The 17,241-nt window shown below is 71.8% G+C and carries 15 protein-coding genes; 6 read left to right on the top strand and 9 right to left on the bottom strand.

Annotated elements, in window-relative coordinates; translation table 11 throughout:
• Nucleotides 1-51 precede the first annotated feature (51 nt).
• Nucleotides 52-1,758, top strand: coding sequence for a carbohydrate-binding module family 20 domain-containing protein (locus FXF51_RS19840; RefSeq protein WP_148435974.1), 1,707 nt, complete (start codon nucleotides 52-54; stop codon nucleotides 1,756-1,758).
• A 14-nt stretch (nucleotides 1,759-1,772) separates the two neighbouring features.
• Here the strand turns inward: FXF51_RS19840 and FXF51_RS19845 are convergent, their stop codons facing one another.
• The 3 genes from FXF51_RS19845 to FXF51_RS60860 all read right to left on the bottom strand — a co-directional run bounded on the left by FXF51_RS19845 (nucleotide 1,773) and on the right by FXF51_RS60860 (nucleotide 5,336).
• Nucleotides 1,773-2,714 carry an alpha/beta hydrolase gene (locus FXF51_RS19845; protein WP_222871360.1) on the bottom strand — a complete coding sequence of 314 codons (942 nt, stop codon included), beginning with the start codon at nucleotides 2,712-2,714 and terminating at the stop codon, nucleotides 1,773-1,775.
• Nucleotides 2,711-3,451: a phytanoyl-CoA dioxygenase family protein gene (locus FXF51_RS19850; protein WP_148435975.1), complete on the bottom strand. Its 741-nt coding sequence runs from the start codon at nucleotides 3,449-3,451 to the stop codon at nucleotides 2,711-2,713. Before FXF51_RS19850 ends, FXF51_RS19845 begins: the two co-directional genes overlap by 4 nt.
• A gap of 94 nt (nucleotides 3,452-3,545) precedes the next feature.
• Nucleotides 3,546-5,336, bottom strand: a complete 1,791-nt coding sequence (locus tag FXF51_RS60860; protein WP_187414454.1) for a hypothetical protein — start codon at nucleotides 5,334-5,336, stop codon at nucleotides 3,546-3,548.
• 107 nt (nucleotides 5,337-5,443) lie between these two features.
• Between FXF51_RS60860 and FXF51_RS19865 the strand changes: the two genes are divergently transcribed.
• Together FXF51_RS19865 and FXF51_RS19870 are read left to right on the top strand one after the other, a co-directional pair.
• Entirely contained in the window at nucleotides 5,444-6,622 is a 1,179-nt protein-coding gene (locus FXF51_RS19865) for a macrolide family glycosyltransferase (protein ID WP_148435978.1), read from the top strand.
• 36 nt (nucleotides 6,623-6,658) lie between these two features.
• On the top strand, nucleotides 6,659-7,633 hold the full coding sequence (locus FXF51_RS19870) for an aldo/keto reductase (protein ID WP_148435979.1): 975 nt from the start codon (nucleotides 6,659-6,661) through the stop codon (nucleotides 7,631-7,633).
• A 28-nt stretch (nucleotides 7,634-7,661) separates the two neighbouring features.
• On the opposite strand, the gene FXF51_RS19875 is transcribed toward FXF51_RS19870, so the two are convergent.
• Complete coding sequence (locus FXF51_RS19875; protein WP_187414455.1) at nucleotides 7,662-8,144, bottom strand: nucleoside 2-deoxyribosyltransferase domain-containing protein; 483 nt, start codon at nucleotides 8,142-8,144, stop codon at nucleotides 7,662-7,664.
• Nucleotides 8,145-8,252: 108 nt separating this feature from the next.
• On the opposite strand from FXF51_RS19875, the gene FXF51_RS19880 reads away from it, so the two are divergent.
• Complete coding sequence (locus FXF51_RS19880) at nucleotides 8,253-9,371, top strand: DUF418 domain-containing protein (RefSeq protein WP_262379675.1); 1,119 nt, start codon at nucleotides 8,253-8,255, stop codon at nucleotides 9,369-9,371.
• Here the strand turns inward: FXF51_RS19880 and FXF51_RS19885 are convergent.
• On the bottom strand, nucleotides 9,259-10,038 hold the full coding sequence (locus FXF51_RS19885) for a hypothetical protein (protein WP_148435981.1): 780 nt from the start codon (nucleotides 10,036-10,038) through the stop codon (nucleotides 9,259-9,261). The genes FXF51_RS19880 and FXF51_RS19885 overlap by 113 nt on opposite strands.
• A 110-nt stretch (nucleotides 10,039-10,148) precedes the next feature.
• Between FXF51_RS19885 and FXF51_RS19890 the strand changes: the two genes are divergently transcribed.
• Together FXF51_RS19890 and FXF51_RS19895 are read left to right on the top strand one after the other, a co-directional pair.
• Nucleotides 10,149-12,662 carry a hypothetical protein gene (locus tag FXF51_RS19890; RefSeq protein ID WP_148435982.1) on the top strand — a complete coding sequence of 838 codons (2,514 nt, stop codon included), beginning with the start codon at nucleotides 10,149-10,151 and terminating at the stop codon, nucleotides 12,660-12,662.
• Between the two features lie 132 nt (nucleotides 12,663-12,794).
• The gene (locus FXF51_RS19895) at nucleotides 12,795-13,835 is read left to right on the top strand and encodes an endo-1,4-beta-xylanase (RefSeq protein WP_148435983.1); all 1,041 of its coding nucleotides are present in this window, start codon (nucleotides 12,795-12,797) and stop codon (nucleotides 13,833-13,835) included.
• Between the two features lie 181 nt (nucleotides 13,836-14,016).
• On the opposite strand, the gene FXF51_RS19900 is transcribed toward FXF51_RS19895, so the two are convergent.
• The 4 genes from FXF51_RS19900 to FXF51_RS19915 form a co-directional block, all read right to left on the bottom strand.
• Nucleotides 14,017-14,559, bottom strand: a complete 543-nt coding sequence (locus FXF51_RS19900; protein WP_148435984.1) for a hypothetical protein — start codon at nucleotides 14,557-14,559, stop codon at nucleotides 14,017-14,019.
• A gap of 18 nt (nucleotides 14,560-14,577) precedes the next feature.
• Nucleotides 14,578-14,979 (bottom strand): RrF2 family transcriptional regulator, encoded by a 402-nt coding sequence (locus tag FXF51_RS19905; protein WP_148435985.1) that lies wholly within the window; start codon nucleotides 14,977-14,979, stop codon nucleotides 14,578-14,580.
• Nucleotides 14,980-14,987: 8 nt separating this feature from the next.
• Complete coding sequence (locus FXF51_RS19910) at nucleotides 14,988-15,929, bottom strand: sulfite exporter TauE/SafE family protein (protein WP_148435986.1); 942 nt, start codon at nucleotides 15,927-15,929, stop codon at nucleotides 14,988-14,990.
• A 110-nt stretch (nucleotides 15,930-16,039) separates the two neighbouring features.
• The coding region (locus tag FXF51_RS19915; RefSeq protein ID WP_222871361.1) for a hypothetical protein at nucleotides 16,040-17,241 on the bottom strand (1,202 nt) is incomplete at its 5' end.

The following is a 17,241-nucleotide window of genomic DNA, read 5'->3' on the forward strand; positions in this document are numbered from 1 at the left end:
GGCGCTGGGTAACTTCCGGGCAATCCCCCCGAAACTCCAAGAGAGTGCACCATGAAGCGACTGAAGGCAGGCACCGCCGCCCTGTTCACCATGGCGGCCGTTCTCGTGGGTACCGGCACAGCGCAAGCCGCGCCTCCCGGCGACAGGGACGTGATCGCCAACCTCTGGAGCTGGAACTGGAACTCCGTGGCCGGGGAGTGCACCGGCCACCTCGGCCCGGCCGGCTACGGCGGCGTCCAGGTCTCCCCTCCCCAGGACTCCCTCACCAGGGGCGGCGCCGTCTGGTGGGACGTCTACCAGCCCGCCGGCTACACCCTGACCAGCAAGTTCGGCAACGAGAGCCAGTTCGCGGCGATGGTGCGGGCCTGCCACGCCGCGGGCGTCAAGGTCTACGCGGACGCGGTCATCAACCACATGACCGGCCAGGGCAGCACCAGCTACGGCGGCGCGAGCTTCAGCAAGTACGACTACCCGGGCCTCTACTCGCCCGCCGACTTCCACTACTACGCCGAGGACTGCGGCAACACCGACAACCTCATCCACGACGGCGACTACACCGGCAGCGCCCGCAACGTGCAGAACTGCGAGCTGGTGGGCCTGTCCGACCTGGAGACCGAGGAGGAGTACGTCCGCGGCGCCATCGCCGGCTACCTCAACAAGCTCATCGGCCTGGGCGTGGACGGCTTCCGCGTGGACGCGGCCAAGCACACCAGCCCCGCCGACCTGGGCGACGTCTACGGCAGGCTGAGCGGCTCGCCGTACATCTACCAGGAGGTCATCTACGGCTCCGGCGAGGCCGTCCAGCCGGGCCAGTACACCGGGATCGGCGACGTGCTGGAGTTCCAGTACGGCCGCTACCTGCGCGAGAAGTTCTACGGCAGCATCTCCGACCTGCGCACGTTCGGCGAGAGCTGGGGCGGCATGCAGCCGTCGGGCCGGTCCGTCACGTTCGTCGCCAACCACGACACCGAGCGCGGCACCAGCGCGCTCAGCTACAAGGACGGGGCGGCGTACCGGCTGGCCACCGTCTTCCAGCTCGCCTGGAACTACGGCACGCCGCAGGTGTACGACGGCTTCACGTGGAGCGACAGGGAGGCGGGGCCGCCGCACTCGAACGGGTTCGTCCGCGACGCGGTGTGCGGCGGCGGCTGGGAATGCCTGCACCGCGACCCGGCGATCACCGGCATGGTCGGCTTCCACAACGCCGTCAGAGGCACCTCGGTCGCCAACTGGAGCGCCCCGAACGGCAACGTGATCGCCTTCAGCCGAGGCGCCAAGGGCTGGATCGCGATCAACAACGGCACCGGCTCGCACACGGGCACGTTCCCGACCGGCCTGCCCTCCGGCACGTACACCAGCGTGACCGGCACCGGCACGGTCACCGTGAACGGCGGCGGCCAGGCGACGGTCACCGTGCCGGCCAAGGGCGCGGTCGCGATCGTGGCGGGCGGCACCACCACGCCGCCCGCCCAGGTGCCGGTCACCTTCAACGTCAACGCCACCACGACCTGGGGCACGAACGTCTTCCTGGTGGGCTCGATCGGCGCGCTGAAGAACTGGAACACCGCCGAGGCCATCCCGCTCTCCTCCGCCGGATACCCGGTGTGGAGCGCCACGGTGACGCTGCCCGCGAGCACGTCCTTCGAGTACAAGTTCATCAAGAAGGACGGCTCGGGGAACGTCACGTGGGAGAGCGGCGCCAACCGCGCCTACACCACCGGTTCCTCTGCCGCGACGATCAACGTCACGTGGAAGTGATCAGGCCCAGCTGATCAAGCGCCGATGGCGGCGCGCAACATCGGCAGGGCCCGTTCCAGGGCCCGCTCCCAGTAGGGCCAGGTGTGCGTGCCCGCCCCGTAGAAGTCGGTGGTGATCTCCGCGCCCGCCGCCCGCGCCCGCTCGGCGAACACCGTCGCCTGCCGCAGCAGCGCGCCCTCGAAGTCGCCCGTCGCGCCCGGCGGGTCCAGCGGCCCGGGGTCGCCGTTGCCGCAGGAGACGTAGAGCGGCACCCCGCCCAGCCTCCCGGCGAGGCGGGCGGGGTTGTGCGCGTCCCACGCCTGGCCGTCCGGCTCGCCCCAGAGGGCGGTGGTGTCCTCGCCGTTCTCGCTGAGCAGCCGCCGCACGCCGGAGCGGTCGCCGGTGGTGTCGAGCACGCCGGAGAAGGACGCGGCGGCGCGGAACAGGCCGGGGTGGCGGGCGGCGTACACCATGGCGCCCAGCCCGCCCATCGACAGCCCCGCCACCGCCCGGTCGGGGCCCGCCCCGAACTCGGCCTCGATGAGCGGGATCAGCTCCTCGATGTGGAAGGTCTCCCAGCGCGGGCCGCGTACCCAGTCGGAGTAGAAGCCGACCCGGCCGCCCTCCGGCACCACCACGATGGCGGGCAGCGTGTCGGTGAGGCGCTCCGCGCCGCCCTCGTCCACCCAGCCGAGATGGCCGGCGCCGCAGCAGCCGTGCAGCAGGTAGAGCACCGGCCACGGCCCGGAGCCCGGGGTCCAGCCGCGCGGCAGCAGCACGCGCACCGGGGTCCGGCGGCCCAGCGCCCGGGAGGACACGGTGAGCGCCCGCCCGCGCTCGCCCGCCTGCTCCTGTTCGACGATGCGCACGCCGTCCACCTGCGGCTCGGGCAGGACCGGAGCGGGCGTGCAGCCGCTGAGGGCCAGCACCGCGAGCGCCACCGCGAGCGCGGCCCTGGCATCCGGCAGGGCTCTCACCGCTCGGCCAGCGGGTCGAAGCCGCGCAGCATCATGCCCTGCCCGCGCGAGTGGTGCACGTCGTCGGCGGGCCGGTCCTCGGGGTCGCGGAACTGGACGAGCAGCGTCGTACGGGCCTCGCGCGACCGGTTGACGCCGGACCCGTGCACGGTCAGGTAGCTGAGGAACAGCACGTCGCCCGCCTCCGCCTCGACCGGCACCGCGTCCTCCAGCGGCCACCGCTCCGGCGGCAGGTGCCAGCCGCCCTCCTCGACGTGCGGCAGCGGCCCGTGCTTGTGGCTGCCCGGCACGACCCGCACGCAGCCCTTCTCCTCGGGTGCGTCGTCGAAGTGGAAGATGGCCGCGCCGACCGTGTGGCGGGTGTGGGGGAAGTGCGCGGCGTCCTGGTGCAGGGGGAACGGGGAGCCCTTCTCGGCCGGCTTGACGAAGATCTTGGTGTGGTGGAGCTGGACGTTCCGCGACCCGATCAGGGCCGCCGCCACGTCGGTGAAGCGAGGGTCGAGCATGAGCCTGGCGAAAGCGGCCGAGTGGAACTGCGCGTCGTGGCAGTGCCGCAGCTCGGTGGCGCCGCCCGCCAGCCGCCTGGCGCTGCCCCACGTGGGGTCGTACGGGCGTAACCGCGACAGCACCGCGTGGCACTCCTCGCGGTAGCCGCGTGCCTCGTCCTTACCGAGCAACCCTCTGACCAGCAGGTAACCATGATCCCGGTAGAACCGGGTCATCGAAGCATCACTCATCCCACACTCCCGGTGCCGCGCGGTCCTCCTCACTGTGTGCCCGCGCGGCGGCCGGGGGAAGAGTGGCGGCCCGCGCCGCCACTCCTCCTGATCGCTACCGGCAGGTCACCGGGTAGACCGCCTGCATGGACGGCTTGTTGTGGTTGAGCACCTCCAGGACGACCGTGCCGTCCTTGCGCTCGGGACGGTCCCAGTTGGCCGCCTGGACCTCCAGGATGCCGCTCTGGCCGACCTTGAGCGTCACCGGCGTGGTGGGGTCGCCGTCGGTCACCCAGCGGAAGGTGATCTCCGTGCCGGGGGCCGCGGCGAACGCGCCGTGCGCGGTGACGTACGGGGCGTCCACGCAGTCACCGTGGTAGGCGACCGGCCACAGCTCGGTGATCTCCACGGTGCCCGGGGTCCTGTCCTTGCAGGTCCAGGTGTAGGCCTCCTGCATGAACGGCTTGTTGTGGTTGAGCACCTCCAGGCGGACGACGCCGGCGCCGCTGGTGCGGGCGGAGCCGTACCAGAAGTCGCCGATCTTGCTCTTCACGCCGGGCCTGAGCGTCTCGCTCCTGAGGGGGCCGGGCTTGCCGTCGATGACCAGGCGGTACTTGACCTCCGCCTCGCGGTCGGTGGTCACCAGGCCGTCGGCGCGCAGGCCGTAGGAGCTGTCGCAGACGCCGTGGAAGACGGGCGTCAGCAGGTAGTGGAAGGTGAGCTTGGCGTCGCCTGGCTCATCGGTGCAGGCGAATCGGAACTCGCGCGTCACCGGCTCCGCCGGGCCGCCCTCGGTCATCAGGCCGAGCGTGTGGCTGCCGGCGCCGGTCCGCTCCAGGGACCAGGTCGCGGTGACGTCCTGGGCGCGGGGCTGGTCGGAGGCGGCGAAGTCGAGCACCTGCTGCTGCCACTTGTTGCCGTCCAGGATCCACCAGTACGTGACCTTCGCGGCGGGGCCGGCGGGGAGCGCGACGCGGCCGGTGGCCTGGTAGGCGACCGGTTCGAGGCATTCGCCCGCGTAGTCGCCCGGGGTCAGGGCCGTGATGCTCGGCACCGGCTTCTGCGCCGGGGGCGGGGTCGGGGTCGGGGTCTGGGTGGGGGTGGGGGTCGGCGTGGGGGTCGTGGGCGGCGGGCTCGTCGGCGGGGCGGTCTCGCAAGTGACCTGGTACGCCGCCCGGCCCGAGTCATGGCCCGCCGTCAGCAGCCGGATCGCCTTCCAGCCGCTGGTGGAGCTGCCCACCCCCATCGGGAGCACGACCTGGCGGCTGCGCGGCCCGTTCGCGGCGAAGTGCAGCGACTGCGCCGGCCCCTCCCCCGTGGCGCTGTCGATCCACTGGAAGTCCACCTTGGCCGGGGTGCGCGACACCTGGATCGTGCCGGTGAAGCGCACCGTGGCAGGGCACGCGCCGCCGTACGAGGGCGGGTCGGCCGTCACGGACGCGGCGGCGACCAGCGGCTTGCCCGGCCGGGCGGGCAGGTGGTGCCGGTCGTCCCAGACCGTGACGGGGCCCCGGCAGGTGACGCTGAATCTGGCCTTGGCCGACAGGCCCTTCCTGCCCAGGATCTCGACCGCCTGCCAGCCGGAGGTGGTGCGGTCGAAGGTCTGGCGGTCCCGCACGACCACCTTGCGCGTGCCGCTCACGCGCACGCCCTTGACGGCGCTCCTGCTGCCGTCGCCGCGCACCCAGCGGTAGCGGACGGTGCCGGTGCCCTTGGCGGCCACCACGGCCGAGAAGCCGACGGTGGTGGGGCAGCCGCCGGACTGCTTGGCGGGGCTCGCCTTCACCTGCGCCACCTTGACGACCGGCCCAGCGGCGGAGGTGGTGGAGGCGGCCGTGGCGTGCGGCGGATGGGCCAGCAGACCGCTGAGCAGTGCGGCGCCCAGCAGCAACGCTGTCCTTCTCATCTCAGGGGGTCCCTTTCTCTGCTTGTGAAGGGACCACGATGCTCAACCGGCCTTGGACGTCACTTGGATCTCTCTTGTGACGCGGAACCGCGTGTATACACGAGGGCATGGCAACCGTAGCGTTCTACGCTCCCATCGGGGCCGGTCACGTGAACCCGACGCTCGGCCTGGCCGCCGAGCTCGTCCGGCGCGGTCACCGCGTCACCTACGCCACCACCGAGGCCAACGCCGCGCGCGTGGCCGAGACCGGCGCGGAGATCGTGCCGTGGACCTCGGCCTGGGACTCGCTGGGCCTGGACGACGTGCCGCAGATGCACGGCAAGGGCCTGGTCAAGGCCATGGGGCTGCTGCTCGATGAGACCAAGTCCGCCCTGGCGCAGCTCGGCGGCGGCGAGCGCCCCGACCTCGTGGTGCACGACGGCCCGCTGTGCTGGTGGGGCCGGATCCTGGCGGCCCGCCGGCAGGTGCCGTCGGTCGAGACCTGGCCGAACCTGGTCAGCAACGACCACTGGTCGATGCAGCGCCGCTACACCACCGTCAACCCGCTGAGCCTCGGGTTCCTGCGCATGATCGTGCGGCTCGGCGCCCTGCTGCGCAAGGAGGGCATCAGGGACGTGCAGGCGTTCATGCGCGGCGACCGGGCGGCGGTCCGGCTGGTGCTGCTGCCCCGGGCCTTCCAGTACGCGGGCGAGACGTTCGGCGAGGGCTACGCGTTCGTCGGGCCGGGCCTGACCGGGCGCGCCTTCCAGGGCGACTGGCGGCCGCCCGGCGACGACCGGCCCGTGGCGCTCGTCTCGCTGGGCACCGGCTACAACAGGCGCCCCGACTTCTACCGCGCCGTGATCCGCGGCGCGGAGGGCCTGCCGTGGCACGTCGTGCTGGCCGTCGGCGGGGTCGACCCGGAATCGCTCGGCCCGATCCCGCCGAACGTCGAGGTGCACGGGCACGTGCCCCAGCTCGCGGTGCTGCGCCATGCGCGGGTGTTCGTCACCCACGCCGGGATGGGCAGCACGATGGAGAGCCTGCACTTCGGGGTGCCGATGGTGGCGGTGCCGCAGATGGCCGAGCAGCGGGCCAACGCCGACCGCATCGCCGAGCTGGGCCTGGGCCGGGCGCTGCCGCCCGAGGGGCTGACCGGGGAACGCGTGTGGGAGACGGCCGGGCAGGTGGCGGCCGACGAGCACGTACGCGAGCGGGTGCGCTGGATGCGGGAGGAGGTGGCGGCGGCGGGCGGCGCTCCCGCGGCGGCGGACGAAGTGGAGAAAGTGCTTAACTTGGGGTCGTAAAAACGTTTCATCACGATCTTTCCGGAAGGTCACCCCTTGGACTACGAACGCCAGCCGTACAGAAGGTGCGGCCGCAGCGGACTGCTCCTGCCCGCCGTGTCGCTCGGCCTCTGGCACAACTTCGGCGAGGGCAAGCCGCTCGAGACCCAGCGCGCCATCCTGCACAAGGCCTTCGACCTCGGCATCACGCACTTCGACATCGCCGACCGCTACGGCCCGCCCATCGGCGCCGCCGAGGCGGCCTTCGGCAGGCTCCTCCCGCGGTCGCTGCGCGACGAGGTCGTGGTCACCACCAAGGGCTTCAACCCCATGTGGGACGGCCCGTACGGGGTGGGCGGCTCGCGCAAGCACCTGCTGGCCACCCTCGACCGCTCGCTGACCAGGCTCGGCCTCGACTACGTGGACATCTTCTACCTGCACCGCGACGACGAGGAGACGCCGCTGGAGGAGCAGGTCGCCACGCTGGACCACATGGTCCGCACCGGCCGCGCCCTCTACGTCGGCGTCTCGAACTTCTCCCCCGGGCGCACCGCGCAGGCCGCCCGCATGCTGCGCTCCCTCGGCACCCCGCTGCTGGTGCACCAGCCGTCGTACTCGCTGCTGAACCGGGGCATCGAGGAGTCGCTGCTGGGCGTGCTGGAGGAGGAGGGCGTCGGCTGCGTGGTGTACTCGCCGCTGGCGCAGGGCCTGCTGACCGACCGCTACCTGAACGGCATCCCGGCCGGCTCGCGGGCGGCCGAGGGCCGGTTCCTGACGCCCGACCGGGTGACGCCCGAGGTGCTTTCCTTCGTGCGGTCGCTGGCCGAGCTGGCGGACTCGCGCGGGCAGACGGTGGCGCAGCTCGCGCTGGCGTGGGCGCTTCGGGACCCGCGGATCACCTCCGTGCTCGTCGGGGCCTCCAGCCCCGAGCAGCTCGAGGCGAACGTCGCGGCCGTGGACCGGCTCGACTTCACCGAGGACGAGCTGGCCACCATCGACCGGGCCGCCAAGGAGTCCGGCGTCCAGGCGTGACCTCGCCGGCGGCCCGTCCCGGACGCGTTCAGGACGGGCCGCCCTCCCCCGCGAGCAGGCCGCGGACGGCGGCCAAGGTGTCGCCGAGGGTGGCGTGCACGACCTCGCCAGGCCGGGCCAGCCGCGCCTGCCACCGCACGTCCGCCACCCGCGGATACCCCGGGTCGGCCCCCACCACGATCCGCCGCGCCGGGTTGTCCAGCGCCGCCCCCAGCTCCAGCAGCGCGATCGGCTGCGTGCTGTCCCCCGGCGGGAACCAGAACATGGTCAGCACCTCAGGCAGGTGCAGATGGTGGTGCTCCCAGGCGATCTGCGCGGGTGTCTCCCCCGGATCCCCGATCGGGAAGTCACGGCGGCGCGGGTTGAGCACGACCGCGCCGATCCGCCCGAGCTCCCGCGCCGCCTCCCGCTGCCAGTCCGCCACCCCGGTGATCCCCCCGGCCAGGAACACCGCGGGCGGGTCGCCGGGCGCGGGCCGGTAGTAGTCAGGCGCCTCGTAGTACGCGCTCACGGCGGCTCCTCCGCGACTTCGGTTCCGGCCGGTACATCCATCGATGTACCGGCGATTTCGCTCCCCGGGATGACGGGGAGCGGCCCGCGCGCCAGCACCCTGGAAGGTGTGGACAGACGCATCGACGCCCTGGACGTGCTGCGCGGCGTGGCCATCCTGGGCACGCTCGGCACCAACATCTGGATCTTCACCGACCCCGCAGGCCCGCTGGCCCCGCTGAGCTTCACCGGCGACCCCGGCGTGGTGGAGACGTTCCTGCGGTTCCTGTCCAACGGCAAGTTCCTCGGGCTGCTCACGCTGCTGTTCGGCGTCGGGCTGGAGCTGCAGTATCGCAGCGCGGCACGCAGGGGCGTCCCGTGGCCGGGCCGCTACCTGTGGCGGGCGGCGCTGCTGCTCGCCGAGGGGGCGTTGCACTTCCTCCTGGTCTTCGAGTTCGACGTGCTGATGGGGTACGCGGTCACGTCCATGATCGTGGCGTACCTGATCGGGCGGAGCGACCGGGTGGTCACGGCCTGGATGGCCGGGGCGGGCACGCTGCTGGTGGCGCTGGTGGGCCTGGCCACGCTGGCCCTGCTCGCGGCCCCGCCCGGGGGGACGGCGGCGGTCGCGTACCCGGAGGGCTGGCTCGACCAGGTGCGGCTCCGCCTCGGCAACCTCCTGGTGTTCCGCGCCGAGCTGATCTTCATCGTGCCGCTGGGCATCGTGCTGTTCCTGCTCGGCGCCCGCCTGCTGCGGGCCGGTGTGTTCGAGGAGCGCGGCGCGCGGCTGCGCGGCCGGCTGATGGCGGCCGGCCTCGGCCTCGGCGTGCCGCTGAACCTGGTCACCTCCTTCTCGGGCCCCGCCTGGTTCATGGTGGACCGCTACCTGCTGGCGCCGCTCGTCGCCTTGGGCCTGCTGGCGCTGGTCACCTCGATCGCGCACGGCATGAAGGGCGCGCCGGGTGTGGTGCGCAGGGGCCTGTCCGGCGTCGGCCGCACGGCGCTGTCCTGCTACGTGTTCCAGAACGTGGCCGCGAGCGTGCTCTGCTACGGCTGGGGCCTCGGCCTGGCCACCCGCTTCGACGGGCTGCGGCCTTGGTGGGTGCCGGTGGCGTGGGGCGGGATCTGCGTGCTGTTCATGGCGCTGTCGTCGCTGTGGCTGCGGCGGTTCGAGCGGGGGCCGCTGGAGCTGGCCTGGCAGTGGGCGTACCAGGCGCCGTTCGGGACGCGCGCCGCCGTGAAGCGGTAGTCGAGGCGGCACGGCCGGGCGGGGAGCTCCGGCGGCGCAGCGCCAGGACGACGAACGCCCCGGACAGCCCCAGCAGCACGACGACGACGATCCACCCCCACCCGCCGCCCGCGTCGCCCTCCGCAAGCAGTGGCTGCTCGACCGCGAACGTCTCACTGACCGCCACCGGCGGCAACGGAGTGCCCAGCGCCTTGACGAGCTCGGCGTCGACGGGCCCGCCCAGGCTCTCCTGGCCGTCCTCCCGATCGTCGCCCGGCCGCAGGGGCCCCGAGCCGGAAGCGACCGGCACGTTGCCCGAGCAGAGCGTGGACGACAGCTCGCCCCCCTCGGCCACCGGCCCCGTGGAGCTGGAGGCCGCGAACACCAGATAACGCCCGCTTCGCCCGAACGTGTAGCCGCACGAGGAGCTGGCGGCGCTGGTCGTGAGCGTGAACCGGGCGGCGGGCGCCCCCTTGTAGACCTGGTCGGCCCGGAACGTGTAGACCAGGGGCTCGCCGAACCCGCTTCCCCCGCGCACGCCGGTCACGGTGCCGGTGAAGACCGCGTCGGCGTTCCGTACGGTTTGCGCCGGTGACAGATCCACGCACCTGCAAGCGTGTGCCGCCGTGGACAGCCCGACGAGGAGGGAGGCGGTGAAGGTGAGAACGGCGAGCAAGCGAAGCACCATGTCCTTACCACGTATCGGGGCGGGCGGAGAGTTCAACGACGACCGCTTCGTTCGATTTCACTTTCGTCTCGGGGGCGGGCGGCTTTGCTCGTGCGCTCAATACTTGACGCATGGCCCCGTCGAATGAAGACTTCATCGCCTTCGCCGCCGCGATCGACAAAAGAGTGACTCGTCGTGAAATCGCTTCCGCGTCGCTCGTGGTGAGAATCTTCCCGGGCACGGACGCGGCGGAGCCCGCAGCCGTGATCGAGGCTCTCATCCGTCGGTTGCACTCGGCGAACGGCCAAGCTCTCGTCCCTTATGCCGAGTTCGGCCGGGACACCGAACTGAGCCAGGTCATCAAGAAGCTGGCGAATACCACGCCGCGCGGCTGGGGCACGCTCCGCTTTCCCCGATACCGCGTCCTGTCGGCGATAAGAGACGGCGTCCCCTCCCACGGCGCGCTGCAGCGGGCCTTCCACGAACTCCACCCCAACCTTTCCCATCTTCATGGGAATCCCGACCAGGCACGCGGCCTGTACGAAGTGCTGCATGCCCTGCTGTTCTTCCTGGGGGGCTGGGTGGTGCGGGAGGGATTTCGCTGGTCGTGGCGTCGGAAGATGCGTGGCTGGTTTCCCCGGTACGCCGGGTGGGACAGAGCCGATTTCTTTGCCATCGCCGACGAGGTCATGCGGGACGGAGATCGGCAGAAGCAGGAGGGAGCTCTGCTCCGGGCGATTCTGTGCGACCTGGACGCGGCCTTCCGTCATCGGCTGTCACCGTGGCGGCGACGCCGGCGGAGCGGGTTCATGCTCTTCGCCGACGACAAGACGGACTCCCCCGCGAAGCCCGGCAGGCCCGCTCCCACCGACCGGCTCGCCAAGGCCGTGGGGGACAGCGGCGTGCGCAGGGTGGTCGTGATCTGCGCTCCGGAGGGAAAGGCCGAGAAGCCTGACCAAAACCTCGGGCGCGTGGCGAACCTCCTCGGCCTGCACCCGCGCCTCGCCGAGGTAGAGGGCACCACCACCGGTACGGACGCCGAAGCCCTGGCGGGCGAAACCAAGATCGCATCGAGACTCGGCAGTCCTCTGCTCGCCGGGGCCGAGGCTGTGGGACAGGGCCTGATCGCCCTGGGGCTGGTGGCCGCGCTCGCGATCCCGTTGTTCCCCCCGCTCTGGCCCTCCGACACCTCCTGCCTCGCACAGCCCCAGCCACAGGGCCAGAACCTCGCCCTGACCGTTCCTGACGCCGCCGAGGCGAAACGCCTCTACGACCAGGACAAGCAGGAGATAGAAAAGGAGAACAGCAGGGTCCAGGAGATGGAGAAAGAGGGATACACCGTCAAGACGGTGGTGTATCTCGGGTCCGGGGTCCAGTCCTTCGACCACCCCGAATACAACGGCGTGCTCCCGGAGCTGCGCGGCATCCGGCTGGCCCAGCAGAAGATGAACGAAATGGCGGACACCCTTCACCACGGCAAGCGCAATTACAACGGCAACGTCTACATCCGGGTGAGCATCCAGGAAGCAGGCGCCCAGTACGCCCGGGCTCCTCAGCTCGCGCAAACGGTCGCGGACCAATCGGACAGGAAAGTGCTCGGCGTCGTCGGCCTGGGAGAGAGCAGGAAAGAGACGATCGAGGCGCAGGCCATCCTCGGCGAAGGCGGGCTCCCCATGCTGGGAATAGGCGCGACATCGGAGAATTTCCAGAACCACCCGCTCTACCGTCAGGTCTCCTGGGACAATCCGCAGCAGGCGCGGCTCGCCACGGCATTCGCCAGGAACGCCGGCATCATTCCCACCGAGGGCGGAGATTGCGGCCCCGCCTCCTCGGCCGTCATTCTCGGTGATCCGGACGACGACTACAGCAAGACCCTCAGCGACGACTTCGCCAGGACCTTCCAGCCGAGCACCCAGCTCTGGTTCTCCCCGGGGAGCAAGAACACGCAACCCGTCGGCAAGACCGTGCACAGCCTGTCGGCCCTGGCCGACGAGACCTGCGCCATCGTCGCCAGGGACCCGGAACGCACCCTGGTCTACTGGCCGGGCCGGGCCCAGCGCCTGCGGGACTTCCTGCAGACCGTCAAGGGCAAGAACGCGTGCCCGAGCACCCTCACCGTGCTCACCGGAGCCGACATCACCACCACGGTGACGCGCGCGCAGCAGTTGTCCTTCGACGGCATCACGCTGTACTACGCGGCGCACGCCCTGCCGAGCCATCCGCCGAACGACATGGGCAGGGAGTACCTCACCCGGTACTCCAGCGTCTACCGCCACGACGCCTGGTACGACCACTGGCGCGGGCCGCTCGCGTACGACGCCCTCATGACCATGGCCACGGCGATCAACACCGTCTGCCAGCTGAACAAGGCGGCGGGCTGCGGCAGGGGGTCGGTGCAGGTCCTGTCCTCGTTCGGGGTCGGGGGAGACGCCGGGCTGCGGGGCGCGACGGGGACCATCGTCTACCCGAGCGATCCCCGCAGCGCGTCGGGCGCGGTGACGGTCGTGCCGTCCGACAAGCGGTTCCTGATCCTCCGCCACACCCCGCAGGGGCCGGTGGTCTCCATGGAGTGCGGCCGACGCGACGGCAACGACGTGCGGGCCACGTGGGGCCGGCACAACGAGTTCGCCTGCCCCCGGCGCTGACCCTCGGTGGTTGACGTGGCGTCCGCGAGCGCTTACGGTTCCGGCAGTCGGTGAAACTATCGACACAATTCCGAAACTTTCGGAACTCGTGTCGCCGCGCCCTAGCCACCCCCACGGCACCGGAGGTCATCGGTGAAGCCCTTGATCATCGCCCTCGCGCTCGTCCTCGCCGCCCCGCTCCCCGCCGCCGCCCACCCGCGCCCACCGCGCGACTTACGCCAGCTCTCCCAGCAGACCGGCATCAAGATCGGCTCAGCGGTGGACATCGCCGCGCTTCGCGCCGAGTCCGACTACCGCAAGACGCTCAACCGCGAGTTCAACCACGTCACCGCGGAGAACGCGATGAAGTGGGAGTCGGTGGAGCCGGAGCGCGGCGTGTACACCTGGGCCGACGCCGACACGCTGGTCGACAGCGCGCGCCGCAACCGCCAGCAGGTACGCGGCCACACCCTCGTCTGGCACAACCAGCTCCCCGCCTGGCTGACCGCCGGCGTCGCGGACGGCTCGATCGACGACGCCGAGCTGCGCGACATCCTGCGCGACCACATCACCACGCAGGTGCGCCGCTACAAGGGCAAGATCCGCGCCTGGGACGTGGTCAACGAGGTCGTGGAGGAGGACGGCACGATGCGGCAGACCATCTGGCTGCAGCACCTCGGCCCCGGTTACATCGCCGACGCCTTCCGCTGGGCGCACCGCGCCGACCCGCACGCCAAGCTCTTCATCAACGACTACAACCTCGAATGGAACGCCCCCAAGATCGAGACCACGCTCTCCATCGTCAAGGAGCTCCAGGCGCAGGGCGTGCCCATCCACGGCGTCGGCTTCCAGGGCCACCTCGGCATCCAGTACGACTATCCCGGCGACTGGGCGAACGTCATGCGCCGCTTCGCCGACCTCGGCCTGGAGGTCGCGATCACCGAGCTGGACGTGCGGATGGAGCTGCCGGTGACGCCCGAGAAGCTGGCCACCCAGGCCACCTACTACAGCCGGGCCATGACCGACTGCCTCAGCGTCAGGGCCTGCCGCGAGATGACCGTCTGGGGTTACACCGACCGGCACTCGTGGGTGCCCGGCTGGTTCGAGGGGCAGGGGGCGGCGTGCCTGCTGGACGAGAACCTGGCGCCCAAGCCCGCGTACGAGGCGCTGCTGGCGGTCAAGCGCCCCCGCTGACCGGGACGCCGGGCTGACGCGGCCCCTTGACCGGGACGCCGAGCCGCCGCAGCTCCCCTTGACCGGGACGCCGGATTGATCGCGGCGTTCCCGATGACCGGGCACCTTCCGCCGACGGTGCCCGGTCGCCGCCCAGGTCCTCACGATCCTTCACACCCGCGTGAGGGCCTGGGCCCCGCCGTCAGGGCGCCGGATCGAGCCGCTGGAGCAGCCCGTACACGAACCGGGCGCGATGCCCGGCGCCGCCGTGGCGGAAGTCGACCGTCCAGTGCTGCGGAGCGGGCCCGTCGATCTGCACGGCGCCGGGAAAGCTCGCGACGACGTCCTCGACGACGCAGGCCCAGGGCGCCAGCCCGGCGAAGCCGGTCGCGGCCGGTCCTGACGGGCGGACGAACCACTGGTTCCACAGCTCGCCGCCGGGCCCGACCAGCGCCTCGTAGGCCAGCCCAGGCCAGGTCGGCAACGTCCAGCGCAGCACGTCACAGGTGAGGCTCCCGGCGGGCCGCCGGCCACGGTGGGCCGGCGGGCCCAGCGCCATCCGCAGCGCTCCGGCCCCCTTCGGCGCCCTCGGCGCGTGGGCCAGCCGCGTCCAGTGGGCGTGGGCCTCGCGCAGCTCGGCGCGGGTGGCGCCGATGCGGTCGAGCGTCTCCTCGACCTGCTCGGCGTTGACGTCGCGCATGCGGTGCATCAGCGTCAGCTCGAACTCGCGTACCCCGAAGGCCATCGCCCCAGCTTGCCACCCTCAGGGGACCTCGCGCCCGGCCGGCTCTCCTGAGGTGACGACGTCGGCGAGGGTGATCTCGCTGAGCAGCGCGTTCTCGTGGCTGCGCAGCCGGTCCCAGATCTCGGCGAGCGGCGCGGCGGCCGGGGAGAAGGGGCGCAGGGCCTGCTCGGCGCCCTCCGTGACGCGGATGACGTCGGCCAGCGCGATCTCCCCGGCCGGCCGGGCCAGCCAGTAACCGCCGTCGGGACCGCGCTGACTGCGGATGAGGCCGGCCCGGCGCAGCTGGAGCAGGATGTTGTCGCAGAAGCGACGGGGGATGTCCTGCGTGGCGGCGATGTGTTCGGCGTGCACCGGGCTGTCGGCTACGGCCAGGGCGAGCATCGCGCCCAGGGCATATTGGGTGCGGGCGGAGATTCTCATGGGCCGGCTCAGGCGGAGGCCGTCTCCTCCTCTGTTCCCGTACGCCGGCGCAGCTCGTTCTCCACCGCCTCGACCGACTCGCTGGCCTTGTCGCGGCGGTACTCGCGCACCGAGTAGACGATCGCGGCGACCCAGATGACGGCGATGACGATGTAGGCCACGGTCTGGACGCCGCTGGAGGCGTCGATCCAGTCGCTGCGCAGCAGGGTGCGCACGTTGGTCAGCACGATCACGCCGCCCACGGCCGAGCCGAGGATGCGCGGCGGGATGTGCCGGACGAGCCAGGCGGCGATCGGCGCGGCGATGACGCCGCCGAGCAGCAGGACGGCGACCCAGGAGAAGTTGATGTTCTCCGAGCCGATGCCGACGAAGAAGCCGATGCTGGCGGCGATGGCGACGAGGAACTCGCTGGCGTCGATGGAGCCGATCACCTTGCGCGGGGCCAGGCGTCCGCTGGCCAGGATGGCGGGCGTCCCGACCGGGCCCCAGCCGCCGCCGCCCGTGGCGTCCACGAAGCCGGCCAGCAGGCCGAGCGGCGCCAGGAAGCGCCTGCGCAGCGGCTTGCCCAGGTTCCCGCGCGGCAGGCCGAACGCGGTGAAGCGGATGAGGATGTAGACGCCGAGGGCCAGCAGGATCAGCGACATGACCGGGGCGGCGAGCTCGGTGGACAGGCTCGACAGGAACGTCGCGCCGGCGAAGGCGCCGACGGCTCCCGGGATGCCGATCTTGGCGACGACCTTCCAGTCGACGTTGCCGAATCGCCAGTGGGAGATGCCCGAGGCGAGCGTGGTGCCGATCTCGGCGAGATGGACGGTGGCGGAGGCGGCCGCCGCGTTGGTGCCGATGGCCAGCAGCAGCGTGGTCGACGTGACGCCGTAGGCCATGCCTAGGCTGCCGTCGACCAGCTGGGCCGCGAGGCCGACCAGCCCGAGCAGGATGAGCGCTCGCACGATCTCCCCTTTCCTACGATTCCTACTATACAAGTAGGAATAATCATTAAGGCAGACGGGCGTACTGTCAACCCTCGGTATGGGCACAGAAAGATGACGCCCAAGGGGCGTCAGCGCGCCTCCGCCGCCGCCACGTCCACGGTGAAGGGGGCGGTGACGATGCGGTCGGCGGCGGCGTACTGGATCCAGGCGAGGTAGCGGCCCGGGGCGGGGAAGGTGAAGGTGAAGCGCACCCGCGAGCCTGGGGTGCCCATCTCGTGGACGTGGCCGAAGAAGCCGCCGGTCTCGTCGCGGACGAGCAGGTGACCGGTCATGCCGAGCCACGGGCGGACGCCGGGCGGGGTGTTCAGTTCGATGGTGGCGGGGCGGCCCGCGATGGGGGCGGCGGGTTGCAGACGTGGTGTGGCGGGCACGGCGGATCGCAGGCCCGGCGTGGCGAGGGCATCGGGCTGCGGCGAGGCGGGCGTGCCGGGCTGCGGCGAGGTGGCGGTGGTCTTCGCGACGGTGAAGCGCGTCGTGAGGAGCTGCCCGCCGGAGTCCTCCCGTTCCAGCTCGACGTAGGCCAGGTAGCGGCCGGGCCGGTCGGCGCTCAGCCTGACCTCCAGCCGTCCGGGAGCGGTGCGCAGAGGGTGGACGTGGCGGAAGTAGTGGCCGTCCTGACTGGTCACGACCACGTGGGCGAGCGCCTCGTGATGGGCGGTGAGGTCGTCCACGGGCCGCCCGGTGGAGCCGTCGACGAGGTCCACCCGCAGCGTGAACTCCTCCCCCGCGCCCGGCCGAGCGGGCACCGTATCGGCCCGCACCTGCACGTAGGGGCGCCCCTGCGCGGTGGTGGACGTGGGGGCGGCGCCGTCGGGCGGCGGGGCGGGCAGGACGGGCTCGAACACGATCACCATGGCCGCCACCGTCACCCCGGCGGCGGCGCCGGCGGCCAGCGCCATTGCCCTGCCCGGACGGGCGGTCGCGCCGGCGAGCAGGCCGCCCACCAGCAGCATCGCGGCCAGGAACAGACCGCCGTAGATGAGCAGCTCACCCATCGACTCGCGTTCGACCAGCACGCGGAACGGGATCACCGCCGTCTCGTTCCCCGCACGCAACGTCAGCTCGTGCGGGCCCGTCCGTTCCACCCTCAGCTGCGTGTACGCGGGGTCGGCCGTCGCCCGGGCGGTGCCGGTCACCGAGTGGCCGTCCTCGGCCGAGCGGATCCGCAGGTCGACGGGCAGGCCGGAGACCGGCTGGTAGGCGATGACGCCGACGCTCAGCGGCCCCGGCACCCGGGACGTTCCCTTGATCACCACCGTCACCTCGGCCC

Source organism: Nonomuraea sp. PA05 (genome assembly GCF_008086045.1).
Lineage (GTDB): Bacteria > Actinomycetota > Actinomycetes > Streptosporangiales > Streptosporangiaceae > Nonomuraea > Nonomuraea monospora.

Coding starts and splice junctions, on each gene's coding strand:
- FXF51_RS19850 (WP_148435975.1), bottom strand. CDS start 3,451: ATGAGTGATGCTTCGATGACCCGGTTCTACCGGGATCATGGTTACCTG.
- FXF51_RS19890 (WP_148435982.1), top strand. CDS start 10,149: ATGGCCCCGTCGAATGAAGACTTCATCGCCTTCGCCGCCGCGATCGAC.
- FXF51_RS19840 (WP_148435974.1), top strand. CDS start 52: ATGAAGCGACTGAAGGCAGGCACCGCCGCCCTGTTCACCATGGCGGCC.
- FXF51_RS19865 (WP_148435978.1), top strand. CDS start 5,444: ATGGCAACCGTAGCGTTCTACGCTCCCATCGGGGCCGGTCACGTGAAC.
- FXF51_RS60860 (WP_187414454.1), bottom strand. CDS start 5,336: ATGAGAAGGACAGCGTTGCTGCTGGGCGCCGCACTGCTCAGCGGTCTG.
- FXF51_RS19905 (WP_148435985.1), bottom strand. CDS start 14,979: ATGAGAATCTCCGCCCGCACCCAATATGCCCTGGGCGCGATGCTCGCC.
- FXF51_RS19900 (WP_148435984.1), bottom strand. CDS start 14,559: ATGGCCTTCGGGGTACGCGAGTTCGAGCTGACGCTGATGCACCGCATG.
- FXF51_RS19885 (WP_148435981.1), bottom strand. CDS start 10,038: ATGGTGCTTCGCTTGCTCGCCGTTCTCACCTTCACCGCCTCCCTCCTC.